This window comes from Diaphorobacter sp. J5-51 (genome assembly GCF_001023515.1).
GTDB lineage: Bacteria > Pseudomonadota > Gammaproteobacteria > Burkholderiales > Burkholderiaceae_C > Diaphorobacter > Diaphorobacter nitroreducens.
On the sequence record NZ_JSYI01000130.1, the window covers coordinates 156255 to 171483 of the forward strand.

Genomic DNA, 15229 nt, shown 5'->3' on the forward strand with positions numbered 1-15229 from the left:
TGCCACAATCACCGCATGCCCGCCTCGCCTTCTCACCATGCCGCACAGACGGCCTCAGCCTCTTCGATCCCGACCGCCGCAGCACGCGAAAGCACCGCCATTCTGCTGAGCAACCTGGGCACGCCAGACGCCCCCACCGCACCAGCGCTGCGCCGCTATCTGGCGCAGTTCCTGGGCGACCCGCGGGTGGTGGAAATTCCGCGGGCGCTGTGGCTGCCTCTGCTGTACGGGATCATCCTGCGCACGCGGCCGGCCAAGTCGGCCGCCAAGTACGCCAGCATCTGGACGGAAGAAGGCTCCCCGCTCGCCGTATGGACGGCCAAGCAAGCGGTGATGCTGCGCGGCTGGCTGGGCGAGGCCGGCCAGCCAGTGCGGGTATTGCCCGCCATGCGCTACGGTCAGCCGGCCATTGGTGCGCAGCTGCAGGTGCTGCAGGACGCCGGCGTACGCCGCGTGCTGGTGCTGCCGCTGTACCCGCAATACTCGGCCACGACCACCGCCAGCGTGTTCGACGACGTGGCCGCGTGGGTGCGCCGCTCGCGTTGCTTTCCCGAGCTGCGCTTCGTGAACGACTACCACGACCACCCGGACTACATTGCCGCGCTGGCCCAGTCGGTGCGCGCGCACTGGCAGCGCGAGGGCGGCCCGGCGGACAAGCTGGTGATGAGTTTTCACGGCATTCCCGAACGCAATGTGCGATTGGGCGACCCCTACGCGGAGCAATGCCGCACCACGGCCCGGCTGCTCGCGCAGGCGCTGGGGCTGGGCGAAGACCGGTACCTGCTGACCTTCCAGTCGCGCTTTGGCAAGGCCCGCTGGCTGGAGCCCTACACCGAACCCTCGCTGGTGGCGCTGGCACAGGGCGGCACGCGCCGCGTGGACGTGATGTGCCCAGGCTTCACCAGCGACTGCCTGGAAACGCTGGAGGAGATCAACCAGGAGGCACGCGAGGCCTTCCTGCACGCAGGCGGCCAGGACTTCCGCTACATCCCCTGTCTGAACGACAACCCCGCCTGGATCACCGCCTTGAGCCGCATTGCACAACAGCACCTGGCGGGCTGGAGCCAGCCATGAGCGCGCCCTGCACGGCACTCGCACCCGGCCAGCTGCGCCTGAGCATCCGCCCCGAGAGCCTGGGCTTTGACGACACGCGCGCGCTGCTGGCCGAGCCCNTGCAGCCCGGTTCGGGCTGACCATGCAGCAGCCCGACTACCACCTGTTCGTGCTGGGCGAGGTCGGCAGCGGCCGTGCCTCCCTGATGCGCCAGGCCATGGACGAAGCGGCCGCCAGCCGGCCCGTGCCGCCGGACCTGTGCTTTCTGCACGACTTTGACGCACCCGAACGTCCACGCGCCCTGCGCCTGCCCGCGGGCCAGGGGCGCCAGCTGCGCGACCAGATGGCGAGCTGGAGCCGCCAGCTGGAGGCGGAGATCCCCAAGCGCCTGGCTGCGCCGGACGTGAAGAACGAGCGCGAGCGCATCCACAAGCGCTACCAGAGCGACGAGGCGCGCGCCTTCAGCCAGTTGGCCGACTTCGCGCGTGCACGGCGGTTTCGCCTGTCGCGTGAACAGGGGCAGATGGTGTTCACCCTGCTGGGCCCGGGCGGCGAGCCGCTGACGGAGGCCGATGGCGCAGCGCTGGGCGCACCCGAGCGCGCCGCCATCGAGTTGGCCGAGCAGGAGCTGCGTGCGGAGATCGTGCGTTTCCTGGAACAGACCCGCCCGCTGGAGCGCGCGCGCGACGATGCGCTGGCGCAGCTTCTGCGCCAGAGCGCCGGCCCTCTGGTGACGCACGGCCTGGACGACATCCGCCAGGGCCTGCGCAAGCAGATCAAGGACGCGGTCAAGCTGGGACGCTGGCTCGACCAGGTGCAGCGCGAGGTGCTCGACGACCTTGAGCTCTTCGTGCCTCACGAAGGCGAGCAGCCCGACGATCCGCAGGAAGAGGAGCGCCGCGACCAACTGGCCAACCTGCTGGCGCTGTGCCAAGTGAACTTGGCGGTGGACAACGCTTCCCTGAAGGGCGCGCCAGTGGTGGTCGAAGACAACCCGCAGCTGCGCAACCTGTTCGGCCACATCCAGTACGAATCCGGCGAAGACGCGCCGTATGCCGATTTCTCCAGCATCCACGCCGGCGGCCTGCTGCGTGCGCACGGCGGCTACCTGATGCTGTTCCTGCGCGACCTGCTGGGCGATACGCCGCTGTGGGAGCGGCTGCGCCGCTTCCTGCGCTGCAGCCGCCTGGCGGTCGAGGACACCGCCGCCAGCCATGGCGGTGGTGGGCCGACAGTGGCGCTGCAGCCCGAGGGCGTGGATGTGGACGTCAAGCTCGTGCTGATCGGCACCGCCGTCGAGTATTACGTGCTGCAGGAGGGCGACGAAGACCTGGCGCAGCGCTTTCGCGTGAAGGTGGACTTTGCCGAGCGCTTCACCGCCAGCGCCCAGACGCATTACGCCAGCGCCGTGTTCATCGCACGCGCGTGCGCCCGCCGCGGCCTGCCGCACTGCAGCGCCGCGGCCGTGGCCCGCCTGCTGGAATTCACCCACCGCGAGGCCGACGACCAGTCGCGCCAGAGCGCGCGCTTTTCCCTGCTGGAAGCCCTGCTGCTCGAAAGCGCGGCCCAGGCGCGGGCACGCGGCGCGGCGCTGACCGATGCGGCCGACGTGGAAGCCGCGCTGATCGCCAAGCGCCAGCGCCACAACGCCCCCGAGGAGGCATTGCACGAATCGATTGCCGAGGGCGAGTTGCTCATCACGCTGGACGGCACGCGCGTCGGCCAGTTGAATGCGCTCACGCAGATCGACCTGGGCGACTACCGCTTCGGCTTTCCGGTGCGCATCACCGCGCGCACGCATGCGGGCCAAGAAGGCCTGGTCAACATCGAGCGCGAGGTCGAGCTGTCCGGCCCGATCCACGACAAGGGCGTGCTCATCCTGCACAGTTATTTCAGCGCGCTGTTCGGACACCTGGCGCCGCTGGCGCTCAACGCGTCCATCGTGCTGGAGCAGGAGTACAGCGGCATTGAGGGCGACTCGGCCTCCTGCGCCGAGCTGTATACCCTGCTGTCGTCGCTGTCGGGCCTGCCGCTGCGCCAGGACATCGCGGTTACCGGCGCGCTCAACCAGCACGGTGAGGTGCTGCCCGTGGGCGGGCTGAACGAGAAGATCGAGGGCTGGTTCCGCGTGTGCGCGCACGCGGGCCTGACCGGCACGCAGGGCGTGCTGATTCCGGCCCGCAACCAGCGCCACCTGATGCTCTCGCCCGCCGTGGTGGATGCGGTCGCGGCGGGGCGCTTTCACGTCTATACGGCGCAGCACGTCAGCGAGGGCATTGCGCTGCTCACTGGCACGCACGCGGGCCTCACCCCCGGCGAGCCGTGGGAAGGCAGCGTGCGGGCGCGCGCCGAAAGCACGCTGCTGGCCTACCGCCGCGCATGGCAGGCCATGGCGCTGGGGCGGCGGCGCGTGCCGCGCAGGCTCGGCGGCAGCCTTTGAAAACCGCCCGGCGTTGCGGTGGGCCGGGCCTGGCTTATCCATATTGGCTATAAGAACAATCCGATTCTGTCGTTGATGAGGCTCAAGGGCGCGGGACAATTACGCCCTTCCCTGAACGACTGTTTTCGAGATCGCCATGAAAAAACTGCTCGCCCTCGCGGTATTCGCCACGGCCGCCCATGTGGTCCCTGCGGCGTGGGCAGCCCAGCCACTGCTGACGCCCGCCGAACTGAAGACCCAGACAACGCAGGCCACGCCGCCGCGCGTGATCGACATCCGCGACCCCGCCAGCTACGGCGCCCAGCACATTCCGGGTGCGGTGAATGCCCCCTACGGCAAGTGGCGCGGCCCCGCCAGCAACCCGGGTGAACTACCCGACCTGCCCCGGCTCACCGCGCTGGTGCAGTCGCTGGGGCTCACGCCCACCACGCATGCCGTGGTGGTCTCCACGGGCGCAGACCCGACGGATTTCGGCGCGGCGGCGCGCGTGTACTGGACGCTGAAACTGCTGGGCCTCAAGGAACTCTCCATCCTCAATGGCGGCATGAAGGCCTGGGGCCAAGCCCAGCTTCCGTTGACGGCCGAGGTGCCACGGGTCGCGGCCAGCCAGTACACGCCCACGCTGGACACCCGCCTGCTGGCCACGCGCGAGGACGTGGGCCAGCACATTCGCCTGAGCAACGCCGCACTGGTGGATTCGCGCCCCGATGCCTTCTACCAGGGCAAGGTGCGTGCGCCCGCGGCCAAGGTATCTGGCACCCTGCCGGGCGCACAGCAGCTGGACTTCAACCAGTGGTTCGTTCCCGGCACCTCCACCTTCGTGGATGCGGCGACGGCCCGGCAGATCGCCGCCAAGGTCAAGCGCGAACAGGGCCAGGACATGGTCGCGTTCTGCAATACCGGCCACTGGGCGGCCACCGACTGGTTCGGCCTGTCCGAAGTGGCGGGCCTGCCCGGCGTGAAGCTGTACGCCGGCTCCATGGTGGACTGGACCCAGTCCCAGGAGCCGCCGCTGATGGCGAACCAGCCCACCCGCGCCGAGGCCCTGGCCTACGACGCCAAGCAGTGGTGGGAACGCAAGCTCAAGTAAGCCAGCCCACTGCGCTGGGCAGCTGACAGCTTCATAGTCAAATCGGCCTCTAGCGCTTGCCAGGCAAGCGCTAGCAGCTCACTTTTTTGAATCTCTAGCCCTCTTCCATGAAACGACTCCCTCTTGCGGCCCTGCTGGCCATTTTCTTGGGCTGGCTGCTGTGGACCGTGTCCGTGCGGCAAGCGGCCCTGTTCGCCGTAGGTCTGGGCCTGGGCGCGGTGCTGGCCGGCCAGCGCTTTGGCTTCACCACGGGCTGGCGCATGCTCATCGAGGACAAGGACGCCAGCGGCGTCATGGGCCAGCTGCTACTGCTGGCACTGGCCGCCGCACTGGCCATGCCGCTGCTGGGCCACTTCCCTGAACTGACGGCCGCCCTGGGCCCACCCAGCGTGAGCCTGCTGGTCGGCGCCTTCGTGTTCGGGCTGTGCATGCAGATTGCCGACGGCTGCGGCAGCGGCACGCTGTACAAGGCGGGCCTGGGCATTCCGATGAACGCGGCGATCCTGCCGCTGTTCGCGCTGGGCAGCTTCCTGGGCTCGATGCACCTGGGCTTCTGGCTGGACCTCGGCCGCGCGCAGCCCGTCGGTTTGGTCACCCGCTTCGGTTGGCAACAGGCACTGTTGATCACGCTGGCGGTGCTGGCCGTGGTCGCGGTGGCGGTGCGCTGGTATGCACGCCGTGCCCAGAGACCGCAAGGCACGCAGCCCCAGCCGCTGCTGGTGCGCAGGTGGATCGTGGGCGCCGTGCTGCTGGCGCTGCTGGCCACGCTGAACCTGGTGATCGCCGGCCAGCCTTGGGGTGTGGTGTACGGCTTTGGCCTGTGGGCGGCAAAACTCGCCCAGGCCAGCGGTGCCGCGGACCTGGCGGGCAACTGGTTCTGGAGCCAACCCGGCAACGCCGCCCGCCTGCAGGAGACCGTGCTGCTGGACGTGACCAGCATCACCAACATCGGCATCCTCGGGGGCGCTCTGTGGGTGTCGGCCGGCAAACCGGTCACGGCCAAGGCGCTGACGGGCACGCAATGGGCCGTGGCCCTGGTCGCGGGCCTGCTGCTGGGGTACAGCTCGCGCCTGGCCTTCGGCTGCAACGTCGGCGCCATGCTGTCGGGCATCTCCACGGGCAGCCTCCACGGCTGGATCTGGGTGCCGCTGGCCTTCGCAGGAACGATCTTCGGCCTGCGCATCCGCCGCCATTTCGGCTTCTGAACCGGAGGAGCACAACGCCATGACACGACACACCACACTGCGCCTGACCTTCTGGGCCGTGCTCGCCGCCTTCCTGGCCTGGGACTACAGCAACTCCGCCCCGGTGGACCTGCGCTTCGAGGCGCCGCTGATCGCGGCCGGCTCGGGCAAGGCCGCCTCGGGCGGGCATTGCTCCATGCCGGACTGACGTCCTTCTCCGCGCACAACGCAACAAGGCCTCCACACGGAGGCCTTGTTGCTTAGCGCGGCGAGCGGTATCAGGGCGTATCGGCAGACGGCTTGGCCACCTCGAACCCGGCGTCCTGCCAGGCCTGCAGCCCGCCCAGCAGCGGGCGCACGTTGGAAAAACCTGCGCGCTGTAGCTGGCGCGCCAGCCGGGCGGCCGATATCTCTGCCGGGCAGTCGCAATAGATGACCACGCCGTGCGGATGCGCGTCGTGCGGCAATAGATGGGCGTGGGGCGCTGCCGCATCCCGGGGGCGCAGCTCCCACGCCTGGGCGCCGGGAATATGGCCCGAGCTGTAGGCCTGACCCGTGCGTACATCGATCACCGTGGGCATGACCCCCTGGGCCTGCATGCCGCGCAACTCCTGCACCGACACGCGAGGCATCTTCAGCGAGCGCACCGTGCGCTGGCGCTGCCACCACTTGCGCAGAATGAACACGCCCAGCCCCACCGCCAGCAATACCAATCCCCCCTGGCCCAGCGCTGTGAGCACGGCCAGCAGGTCCTCGACCGTGGTGCTGAACAGCGATCCCAGCAACACTGCCGAGCCCACCCAGATCAACGCGCCCAGCGTGTCGTACAGCACGAAGACCGACCGCGGCGTGCCCACCACACCCGCAAGCGCACTGGCGATCGACGCCAAGCCTGGAACGAACTTGGCAATCAGCAGCGACTTGGGGCCCCAACGGCCGTAGAGCGATTCCGTCTGGCGGATGCAGGCATCAGGCGACAGCGAAATGCGGCAGATGCGCCCCAGCACACGATGGCCGTAGGACTTGCCGGCCTGGTACCACAGCAGGTCGGCAATGAGCGCGCGGCCGCCACGGCCAACAGCACGATGCGTGCGCCATGCTGCCAGTCGTCGCCCGCTACCGCGCCGGTGACCACCAGCACTGGATAGGCGGAAATGGGCGCACCCAGCTGCTCGATCAGCACGTTCAGGAACACGACGCCCAGGCCGTATTCGCGAATCAGATCCACCAGAAAACCCATGTCGCGGTTCCCTTCATGCCGTGCCGGCGTCACCGCTGACGCCCAGGCAATGCAAGCCTCACATGCTAGCTGCAACGGCTGCGCCGAGTGAGACCTGAAATAAGGAAACTGCGTTGCGTGGATGGCAACAATGCAGGCACACCGCGCAAGCCGTGCGCCGCTTCATCCCTGCGCGGGCTGGCCCTGCAAAAAGCGCTGCACCCAGGCCAGTTGCTGCGGCACGTTGAGCGCGGGCGCGTGGCCGCAGCCCGGCACCTCGACCACCTCCAGCAGGCCGCGTGCGCCCGGGCCCCGGCGCTGCATCTCCTGCACCACCGCGGGCAGCACCAGATCGGACTCGGCCCCGCGCAGGCACAGCACGGGAATGTCGAGCCGGTCGTAGTGCGGCCAAACGAGATAGTCGTTCTCATGCCGCGTGAACTGCTGCACCATGGCCGGGTCGTAGTGCGGGGTCACGCGCCCATCGGGCAGGCGGCGCAGCGAGGTCTCGGTAAGGCGCAGCCACTGCGCATCGCTGAGCCAGCCGAACGGCGCGTAGGTGCGGCGAAAGAAGGCCTCCAGCTCCATCACGGTATCGAACTGGGGCGGCTGGCCCGCATAGGCTTTGATGCGCTCCAGCGCGGGGCCGGCCAGCTGCGGGGCATTGTCGTTGAGCACCAGGTGCGTGATGCGCCCGTGCAGGCGCGGCGCCAGCAGGCCGGCGGCGCACACGGTGCCGATGGCGCCGCCCATCGACGTACCCACCCACTGCACCCGTTGCACATCCAGCTGATCCAGCAGCTCCTCCACAACGCGTGCATAGAAAGCCAGCGTGTATTCGCGCTGCGGATCACGGCTCCACTGGCTCAGGCCGCGACCCAGGGTGTCGGGGCACAACACGCGCCAGCCATGGGCCGCCAGGTGTGCGGCCAGCTCGTCCATGTCGCGTCCGGTGCGTGCCAGGCCATGCCAGGCTACCACCACCGGCGCGCCGGGCGCGCCCCAGTCGGTCAGGTGGATTTCATAGCCGGCGCAGCGCACGTAGCGCGAGACGAAGGACATGGTGCAGCCTTTGTGCAGGGAGAGTGTGATCGCCGCGGGCGGCGAGACCCTGGCGCATCTGGGTGTTGGGAATCACCTCCTCCACCATGCGGCCCACGAAGTCATGGACCGAATGCACGCCCAGGTCGGGCAGGAAGCGGCGGTAGCCCTCGTTGACCCACACAATGCGCCCGCTCAGGTCCACGAGGAACATGCCCTGGCTCATGGTGGAAAAGAGCTGGAACATGGAGCGCGCAGCCAGTTCCAGGATGCCCTGCGCATCCAGCGGCAAGGGCGAGGCGTCGGTATGCAGGGGCATGGTCGGATGGTAACGCCGGCGTTCGACGCGCATTGCAAATTAATAAGAACCATTCTCAACATAGAGCTATACTCCGCGCCTGTGCAAGCGTGCTCTCTGGTGGGGAGGTCCCGGGGGCGGCCGTCCCCCGGGCGCTGGCCGCGCTGCGCTTGCGCGGCGGTACCCGGCGCACTCTTTCTAGGGCCGCGCGCGCGCCGGCGCGGGTAGCGCCGCCGCGCAGCGCTCCATCAACTCACATCGTCCACGCTCTGGCGCGCATGGGCCAGGTTGCGCTCGGCCCAGCGGCGCAGCACGCGCGGCACGATGAGCACGGCCAGCACGATCACCAGCAGCGTCACGGCCATGGGGCGCTGCAGGAAGATCATCCAGCTGCCCTCGCCGATGGAAATCGCGTTGCGCAGCTGCGCCTCGGCCAGCGGCCCGAGGATCATGCCCACCACCACGGGCGCCGTAGGGAAGTCGAAGCGCCGCATCAGCACGCCCAGCAAGCCGATGCCGTACAGCAGGAACAGGTCGAACGTGCTCTGGCGCATGCCGTAGGCGCCCACCGTGGCAAAGATCAGGATGCCGGCGTAGAGCTGCGGGCGCGGAATTTTCAGCAGCTTCACCCACAGCCCCACCATGGGCAGGTTCAGCACCAGCAGCATGATGTTGCCGATGTACAGCGACGCGATCAGCGCCCACACCAGCGTGGCCGATGTGGTGAACAGCTGCGGGCCGGGGTTCAGCCCATAGTTCTGGAAGGCCCCCAGCAGCACGGCCGTGGTGTTGCTGGTCGGGATGCCCAGTGTCAGCAGCGGAATGAGCGCCGCGGTCACCGTGGCGTTGTTGGCCGCCTCGGGGCCCGCAACCCCTTCGATCGCGCCACGGGTGCCGAACTCGGCCTTGTCCTCGCCCTTGGCCAGACGCTTTTCGGTCGCGTAGCTCAAGAAGGTAGGAATCTCCGTCCCCCCCGCCGGGATGCAGCCGAAGGGCGTGCCGATCACGGTGCCGCGCAGCCATGCGGGAATGGACCGGCGCCAGTCGCGCCGCGTCATGTGCACACGGCCCATCTGGTTCTGCGACTCTTCCACCCGGCCCTCGTACAGCGCCGCATACAGCACCTCGGCCACGGCGAACAGGCCCACGGCCACCAGCACGATGTCGATGCCGTCCAGCAGTTCCATCTTGCCCACGGTGTAGCGGGCGGCCCCCGAGATCTGGTCCATACCCACGCAGCCCAGCGCCAGGCCCAGGAACAGCGCCGTCATGCCGCGCAGACTGCTCTGGCCCAGCACCGCGCTCACCGTGGTGAAGGCCAGCACCATCAGCATGAAGTATTCGGGCGGGCCGAGCTTGACCGCGAACTCGGCCACGCCCGGCGCGAACAGCGTCACCACCACCGTGGCGATGGTGCCGGCGACGAACGAGCCGATGGCCGACGTGGCCAGCGCCGCGCCCGCGCGCCCGCTCTTGGCCATCTTGTTGCCCTCCATGGCCGTGACCATGCTGGCGGTCTCGCCCGGCGTATTCAGCAGGATGGACGCCGTGGAGCCGCCATACATGGCGCCGTAATAGATGCCCGCGAAGAAGATCATCGAGGCGGTCATGTCCACCTTGGCCGTGATGGGCAGCAGCATGGCCACCGCCACCGCCGGCCCGATGCCCGGCAGCACACCCACGGCCGTTCCCAGCGCGCAGCCCACCAGGGCCCACAGCAGGTTCGCCGGCGTGATCGCCGTGGCAAAGCCTGCGAGCAATGCGTCAAAGATTTCCATAGCACTCAATCCCCGGTTTGAACGCGGCCTGCGCCGGCGCCATCGAAGCAGCCAAAGTCAGCATGCATGTGCACTCTCCCGCGCCCTGGCCTACAGCCACCCGGTGGCGGTCAGGCCCGGCAAGTTGATTGCCAGGAACTGCGTGAACAGCCAGAACACCGGCGCGGAGATGGCCAGCCCGGTCGCCACATCCACGGCCAGCACGCGCGGCGACAGCAGGCCCGTCTGCCCGCCCGCGCGGCGCAGCCCCTGCACGGCCAGCGCATAGCACAGCGTGCAGCCCACGATGAAGCCCAGCTCCACGATCAGCGCCGCATTCAGCAGAAGCCCCGCCGACACCCAGGCAAAGGGCCCCCACGCCGCGTGCGGCGCGCCGCCCGGGTCGGCCGCTTGGCGGTAGCCGCCCGTGGCAGCCTCCCAGATCAGCCAGCCGCCACACACGGCCAACACCAGGGCGCAGGCCCACGGCAGAAAGTTGGGCCCCACGCCGCCATAACCGGCGTTGCCGGGGATCTCCAGCGCGCCCCAGGCCATGGCCGCGGCCACCAGGATGACGCCCGCACCCACGGCGGCCTGCCAGCCGGGCGATGGCACGGCGCTGGCGGGTGCAACGGAGGGAGGGGAAGAGGAAAGCTCAGACATGGCTGCGGCCTCCGGGATGGCGCCGCACCGCGGCGGCGCAGGTTTTAAACAAAAAACGGCCCTAGCGCTTATCCATCAAGCGCTGACAGCTCTCAAAAGAGGAGCGCCGCAGCACACTGCGGCGCCGCCAGGCTTAGACCATGCCCGACTTCACCATGGTGGCCCGCAGGCTGGCGAACTCGCTGTCCACGAAGTTGGCAAAGTCGTCGCCGGCCAGCCACGCGGGCGTCCAGCCGTTCTTCTCCAGCGCCTCGGCCCACGCCTTGCTCTTGACGGCCTTCTCCACCATTGCCACCAGCGCCTTGCGCTGCTCGGCCGTGATGCCGGGCGCGCCGTACACACCGCGCCAGTTGCCGATCTCGACGTTGATGCCCTGCTCCTTGAGCGTGGGCACGTTCACGCCCTTCAGGCGCTGGCCCGAGGTCACGCCGATGGGCTTCATCTTGCCCGCGGCGATGTACTCGGAGAACTCGCTGTAGCCGCTGCCACCCACTGTGACGTTGCCGCCCAGGATGGCCGCCGTCGCCTCCCCGCCCCCACGGAAAGCCACGTAGTTGATGCGCGCCGGGTCCACCCCCACTTCACGGGCGATCATGGCCGCCGCGATGTGCTCGGTGGAGCCGCGCGAGCCGCCGCCCCACTTCACGCTGCCGGGGTCCTTCTTGAGCTGCGCCACCACCTCGGCCATGCTCTTGAAGGGCGAGTTGGCGGGCAGCACGAAGACGTTGTATTCGCTGGTCAGCCGCGCGATCGGCGTGGCCTGGCTCAGGTTGACCGGCGGCTTGCCGGTGATGATGCCGCCCAGCATCACGGCGCCCATCACCATCAGCGCGTTCGGGTCGCCCTTGGAGCCGTTCACGAACTGCGCCAGGCCGATGGCGCCGGCTGCGCCGCCCTTGTTGTCATAGGTCACGCTGGAAGCCACGCCCGCATCCTGCAGGGCCTTGCCCAGGGCGCGGCCCGTGGTGTCCCAACCGCCGCCGGGGTTGGCGGGCAGCATCATCTTGATGGCCACGGCGGCCTGGGCCGACAGCGGCAGGCTGCCCGCGGCGGCCAGTGCCGCCAGCGACTTGAGAAAGGTATCGCGACGCATGTTGTCTCCTTGCTTGTTAGAAAAAGGGAACGCTGACCGGCGCGATGATGCGCGCGCAAGCTGTCAAACGGCTGTCCACGGCACCAGGGTTAACACCGAGATCTGCGCGCCAACCGCCACCCGCCGCAAACGCGTTCTAATCCGCGGATGCAACTGCTTCTCGTCGAAGACGACGCCACCATGCAGGCTACGCTGCAGCGCTCGCTGGCGCGCCGCGGCATGGCTGTCACCGCCCTTGCGGACGGGCGCGCCGCGCTGGCCGAATGGCGCGCGCACCCGCCCGACGCCGTGGTGCTGGACCTCACCCTGCCCGGCCTGGACGGCCTGCAGGTACTGCAACAGGCACGCGCCGGCGGCCTGCGCACCCCCGTGCTGCTGCTGACCGCGCGCGGCACCGTGGGCGACCGCGTGCTGGGCCTGAACGCGGGGGCCGACGACTACCTGCCCAAGCCCTTCGACCTGGACGAGCTGGAGGCCCGGCTGCGCGCCCTGCTGCGCCGCAGCGGCGGCGATGCGGCAGATGACAAACAGGCCTCCAACGCCCTGGTGATGGGCGCCCTGCGCTATGAAAAAGAAAGCGGCGCCATCTATCTGCACGATGCGCCCATGGACCTCACCCCGCGGGAGTTGGCGCTGCTGCGCACCCTGCTGGCCCAGCCGGGGCGCGCAGTCGCCAAGGAGCGGCTGTATGAGCTGGTCTTCCCCGGCCAGAGCGAGGTGCAGTACGAGGCCATCGAAGTGGTGGTGTACCGCGTGCGCAAAAAACTCGCAGGCACCGGCGTGGCCCTGATGACGCTGCGCGGCCTGGGCTACCTGCTCAAGTCAGAGACATGAAACAGCCCGTGAGTCGCTGCGCGCCTTCCGCCCCCAGGCGGGCGATGCCGCAGGCCCGGCCGGGCCCGCTGCGCGGCGCGCGCTGGCATGGTTTGCGCCACCGCCACCGGACAGGAGCCGGCGCGCCTGTGCGCCAGGCTCCCCACCACGCACAACGCAGCCGGGTGGCGGCATGACGCGCCCGCAGTCGCTGCGCCGCCAATTGCTCGTGGGCATCCTGCTGCCCACGCTGCTCTTCGTGGGCGTGAACACCTACAGCCTGCACCGCCAGGCGCTGGCCGCGCTGCACACTGCCTATGACCGCACGCTGCTGGCTTCGGCCAAGACCATCAGCGAGCAGCTGGACGTGCGCGGCTGGGACGACATGGCCGAGCTGCGCGCCATCGTGCCCTACGCGGCGCTGGAGGCCTTCGAGGCCGACAACCAGAGCCGCATGTTCTACCGCGTGTCCAACCTGCGCGGCGACTTGATTTCCGGCTTTGCCGAACTACCCGCCTGGCACGGCACCATCCCGCAGCGCCCGCCCTATGCGGCGCTCGTGGACTTCTATGACGACCGTTTTCGCGATCAGCCCGTGCGCGTGGCCGTGCTGCTGCAGCCCGTGGCCAGCAGCGAGGGCCGCGGCATGGCCGTGATCCAGGTGGCGGAAACACTGGAGCTGCGCGAAGCGGCGGCCCTGCAGATCCTGCACACCACGCTGGCGCGCCAGGCGCTGCTGCTGGCGCTCATCGCGGGCATCGTGGTGCTGGTGGTGCAGCGCGCCACGCAACCGGTGCGCCAACTGAGCAGCGACCTGCAGGCACGTACCGAAGGCGACCTGGCCCCCCTTGCCGCCCCCACCGCGCCGCGCGAGTTGCAGCCGCTGATCGACGCCACCAACGCGGTCATGCAGCGCCTGTCGCGCCTGCTCGCCCACCAGCAGCGCTTCGTGCGCGACGCGTCACACCAGCTGCGCACGCCGCTGGCCGTGCTCAAGACGCAGGTGCAGTCCGCCCTGCGCGGCGACCTGCCGCCCACGCAGGCGCTGCAGGAAATCGGCCACACCGTGGACCGCGCCACGCAGCTGGCCAACCAGATGCTGGCGCTGGCCAAAGTGGAGCAGCTGCGCCAGCAGGGCGAGGTGCCCGTGACGCGGCTGGACACAGTGCTGCGCGAGATGGCGCTGGAACTGTCGCCGCTGATCGCACAGGGCGACCTGGACTTCGGCATCACTACCGACGCCGCGCCCATCCACGCGCACGAGTGGATGCTGCGCGAGCTGTGCCGCAACTTGCTGCACAACGCCATACGCCATGCACCGCCCGGCACCGAACTCGCCGTCACGCTGCACCGCGAGGACGGTGAGGCGGTCCTCACCCTGGCCGACGCCGGCCCCGGCATCGACGACGAACTGGCGGCGCGGCTGTTCCAACCGTTTTCGGCCGGCGACGTGCGCACGGGTTCGGGCCTGGGCCTGGCGATTTGCCAGGAGATCGTGCACGCGCTGGGTGGCAGCATCGCCCTCGCCAATCGCCAGGCGGACGGCCGCGTGCTGGGCCTGGACGCCGTGGTGCGGCTGCCACTGGCCGGCGCCTGAACCGTTTTTCACGCACGCCGCCCCAGGCAAAATCACGCAGATGACGACACCGCCCGATGCAATGCGCCTGGACAAATGGCTGTGGTGCGCGCGCTTCTACAAGACCCGCAGCCTCGCCGTGGAAGAGATCGGCAAAGGCCGCGTAACCGTCAACGGCCAGGCGGCCAAAGCCGCGCGTGAACTGCGCGCGGGCGACACCGTCGCGCTGCGCCAGGGCGCGGTCGCCCGCACGGTCGTGGTGCGCGCCTTGAGCAACTTCCGCGGCCCGGCACCCGTGGCGCAGCAGCTCTATGAGGAAACGCCCGAAAGCCTCGCCGCGCGCGCCCAGGCCGCCGAAGCGCGACGCCTGGCGCCCGAGCCGGCCGCCGCGCTGCGCGAGGGCCGCCCCACCAAGCGCGACCGCCGCTCCATGGACCACCTGCGCCATGACTGGGACGACCGCTGGAGCGCCTCCATCGACGACTGAGATGGGCATGGCTTGGGCACAGCGCCGCAGCCTGTGGCAGCCAGCCGCCAAAGCCCCACGACGCGAAAGCACAGCGCGCCCACACGGGGCGTGTGCGCTATGCCCGAAGCTATGCCCAAAGCGCTATGCCCAAAGATCAGGCCGCCAGGCGCTCATCCTGCGCCGCGTCATGCCATGCGTCACCCTCTCCCGCCAGCAGCACCAGGTCCTGCGCGGGCCGGTCACACGGCGATGCGCGAAAGCGCACGGCAATGTCCGCGGCCGCGGGCGAGAAGAACAGCACCACGCGGTCCTCGGCCGCATCGAAGTGCGAGAACAGCGCCCGCCCCGTGCCGGGCTGCGCCATGAGGAACCTCGCCATGAAAACCTGCTGAATCTGCCGCAGGGGCTCGAAGGCCTGTTGCTCGTTGCCCAGTTGCAGCGTGTACCAATGGCTCACATCCCACCTCGTTTGCCGAAAAAAGATGCACGCATGGTAGACACGCCCGCTGCGGCGGGGCGGTTCGCCAGGGGCG

The 15229-nt window shown here is 69.2% G+C and carries 14 protein-coding genes and 2 pseudogenes; 9 read left to right on the forward strand and 7 right to left on the reverse strand.

Translation table 11 applies throughout. The annotated features are described in order from the left end of the window. Positions 1 to 15: 15 nt before the first annotated feature. From hemH to OX89_RS18875, 5 genes are all read left to right on the forward strand, one after another. Positions 16 to 1074, forward strand: a complete 1059-nt coding sequence (gene hemH / locus OX89_RS16365; RefSeq protein ID WP_015913537.1) for a ferrochelatase — start codon at positions 16 to 18, stop codon at positions 1072 to 1074. A 196-nt stretch (positions 1075 to 1270) separates the two neighbouring features. Next, positions 1271 to 3493 (forward strand): Lon protease family protein, encoded by a 2223-nt coding sequence (locus OX89_RS16370; protein ID WP_369799303.1) that lies wholly within the window; start codon positions 1271 to 1273, stop codon positions 3491 to 3493. Positions 3494 to 3629: 136 nt separating this feature from the next. Further along, positions 3630 to 4583, forward strand: coding sequence for a sulfurtransferase (locus OX89_RS16375; RefSeq protein WP_047351405.1), 954 nt, complete (start codon positions 3630 to 3632; stop codon positions 4581 to 4583). A gap of 107 nt (positions 4584 to 4690) precedes the next feature. Further along, positions 4691 to 5788, forward strand: a complete 1098-nt coding sequence (locus tag OX89_RS16380; protein WP_011804921.1) for a YeeE/YedE thiosulfate transporter family protein — start codon at positions 4691 to 4693, stop codon at positions 5786 to 5788. Between the two features lie 19 nt (positions 5789 to 5807). After that, entirely contained in the window at positions 5808 to 5975 is a 168-nt protein-coding gene (locus OX89_RS18875) for a hypothetical protein (protein ID WP_172751380.1), read from the forward strand. Positions 5976 to 6045: 70 nt separating this feature from the next. Here the strand turns inward: OX89_RS18875 and OX89_RS16385 are convergent. Next, positions 6046 to 6950 (reverse strand): annotated as a pseudogene (locus OX89_RS16385) (rhodanese-like domain-containing protein). On the opposite strand from OX89_RS16385, the gene OX89_RS19235 reads away from it, so the two are divergent. Continuing rightward, the gene (locus OX89_RS19235; RefSeq protein ID WP_234305590.1) at positions 6864 to 7046 is read left to right on the forward strand and encodes a hypothetical protein; all 183 of its coding nucleotides are present in this window, start codon (positions 6864 to 6866) and stop codon (positions 7044 to 7046) included. The pseudogene OX89_RS16385 and the gene OX89_RS19235 sit on opposite strands and share 87 nt — an antisense overlap. Before the next feature lie 123 nt (positions 7047 to 7169). Here OX89_RS19235 and OX89_RS16390 read toward each other — a convergent pair whose 3' ends face one another. The 5 genes and pseudogenes from OX89_RS16390 to OX89_RS16410 all read right to left on the reverse strand — a co-directional run bounded on the left by OX89_RS16390 (position 7170) and on the right by OX89_RS16410 (position 11838). Beyond that, positions 7170 to 8048, reverse strand: a complete 879-nt coding sequence (locus tag OX89_RS16390) for an alpha/beta fold hydrolase (protein ID WP_047351406.1) — start codon at positions 8046 to 8048, stop codon at positions 7170 to 7172. A gap of 43 nt (positions 8049 to 8091) precedes the next feature. Further along, positions 8092 to 8346, reverse strand: a pseudogene (locus tag OX89_RS16395) (PAS domain-containing protein); the annotation flags it as partial. Between the two features lie 227 nt (positions 8347 to 8573). Then, positions 8574 to 10103, reverse strand: coding sequence for a tripartite tricarboxylate transporter permease (locus OX89_RS16400; RefSeq protein WP_011804916.1), 1530 nt, complete (start codon positions 10101 to 10103; stop codon positions 8574 to 8576). Between the two features lie 90 nt (positions 10104 to 10193). Next, complete coding sequence (locus OX89_RS16405) at positions 10194 to 10745, reverse strand: tripartite tricarboxylate transporter TctB family protein (RefSeq protein WP_047351408.1); 552 nt, start codon at positions 10743 to 10745, stop codon at positions 10194 to 10196. 133 nt (positions 10746 to 10878) lie between these two features. After that, on the reverse strand, positions 10879 to 11838 hold the full coding sequence (locus OX89_RS16410; protein ID WP_047351409.1) for a tripartite tricarboxylate transporter substrate binding protein: 960 nt from the start codon (positions 11836 to 11838) through the stop codon (positions 10879 to 10881). Between the two features lie 147 nt (positions 11839 to 11985). Between OX89_RS16410 and OX89_RS16415 the strand changes: the two genes are divergently transcribed. The 3 genes from OX89_RS16415 (at position 11986) to OX89_RS16425 (ending at position 14714) form a co-directional block, all read left to right on the forward strand. Next, positions 11986 to 12672 (forward strand): response regulator, encoded by a 687-nt coding sequence (locus tag OX89_RS16415; protein ID WP_047351410.1) that lies wholly within the window; start codon positions 11986 to 11988, stop codon positions 12670 to 12672. Between the two features lie 172 nt (positions 12673 to 12844). After that, positions 12845 to 14248, forward strand: coding sequence for a sensor histidine kinase (locus tag OX89_RS16420; protein WP_047351411.1), 1404 nt, complete (start codon positions 12845 to 12847; stop codon positions 14246 to 14248). Positions 14249 to 14288: 40 nt separating this feature from the next. After that, positions 14289 to 14714: an RNA-binding S4 domain-containing protein gene (locus tag OX89_RS16425; RefSeq protein ID WP_047351412.1), complete on the forward strand. Its 426-nt coding sequence runs from the start codon at positions 14289 to 14291 to the stop codon at positions 14712 to 14714. 136 nt (positions 14715 to 14850) lie between these two features. Here OX89_RS16425 and OX89_RS16430 read toward each other — a convergent pair whose 3' ends face one another. Continuing rightward, positions 14851 to 15153 carry a hypothetical protein gene (locus tag OX89_RS16430; protein WP_011804910.1) on the reverse strand — a complete coding sequence of 101 codons (303 nt, stop codon included), beginning with the start codon at positions 15151 to 15153 and terminating at the stop codon, positions 14851 to 14853. Between the last annotated feature and the right edge of the window lie 76 nt (positions 15154 to 15229).

Excerpts from the sequence above, each read along its gene's own strand:
- OX89_RS16415 (WP_047351410.1), top strand. The coding sequence starts at position 11,986 with ATGCAACTGCTTCTCGTCGAAGACGACGCCACCATGCAGGCTACGCTG.
- OX89_RS16410 (WP_047351409.1), bottom strand. The coding sequence starts at position 11,838 with ATGCGTCGCGATACCTTTCTCAAGTCGCTGGCGGCACTGGCCGCCGCG.
- OX89_RS16390 (WP_047351406.1), bottom strand. The coding sequence starts at position 8,048 with ATGTCCTTCGTCTCGCGCTACGTGCGCTGCGCCGGCTATGAAATCCAC.
- OX89_RS16375 (WP_047351405.1), top strand. The coding sequence starts at position 3,630 with ATGAAAAAACTGCTCGCCCTCGCGGTATTCGCCACGGCCGCCCATGTG.
- OX89_RS16425 (WP_047351412.1), top strand. The coding sequence starts at position 14,289 with ATGACGACACCGCCCGATGCAATGCGCCTGGACAAATGGCTGTGGTGC.
- OX89_RS16370 (WP_369799303.1), top strand. The coding sequence starts at position 1,271 with ATGGACGAAGCGGCCGCCAGCCGGCCCGTGCCGCCGGACCTGTGCTTT.
- hemH (WP_015913537.1), top strand. The coding sequence starts at position 16 with ATGCCCGCCTCGCCTTCTCACCATGCCGCACAGACGGCCTCAGCCTCT.
- OX89_RS18875 (WP_172751380.1), top strand. The coding sequence starts at position 5,808 with ATGACACGACACACCACACTGCGCCTGACCTTCTGGGCCGTGCTCGCC.
- OX89_RS19235 (WP_234305590.1), top strand. The coding sequence starts at position 6,864 with ATGCTGCCAGTCGTCGCCCGCTACCGCGCCGGTGACCACCAGCACTGG.
- OX89_RS16400 (WP_011804916.1), bottom strand. The coding sequence starts at position 10,103 with ATGGAAATCTTTGACGCATTGCTCGCAGGCTTTGCCACGGCGATCACG.
- OX89_RS16380 (WP_011804921.1), top strand. The coding sequence starts at position 4,691 with ATGAAACGACTCCCTCTTGCGGCCCTGCTGGCCATTTTCTTGGGCTGG.
- OX89_RS16405 (WP_047351408.1), bottom strand. The coding sequence starts at position 10,745 with ATGTCTGAGCTTTCCTCTTCCCCTCCCTCCGTTGCACCCGCCAGCGCC.
- OX89_RS16420 (WP_047351411.1), top strand. The coding sequence starts at position 12,845 with ATGACGCGCCCGCAGTCGCTGCGCCGCCAATTGCTCGTGGGCATCCTG.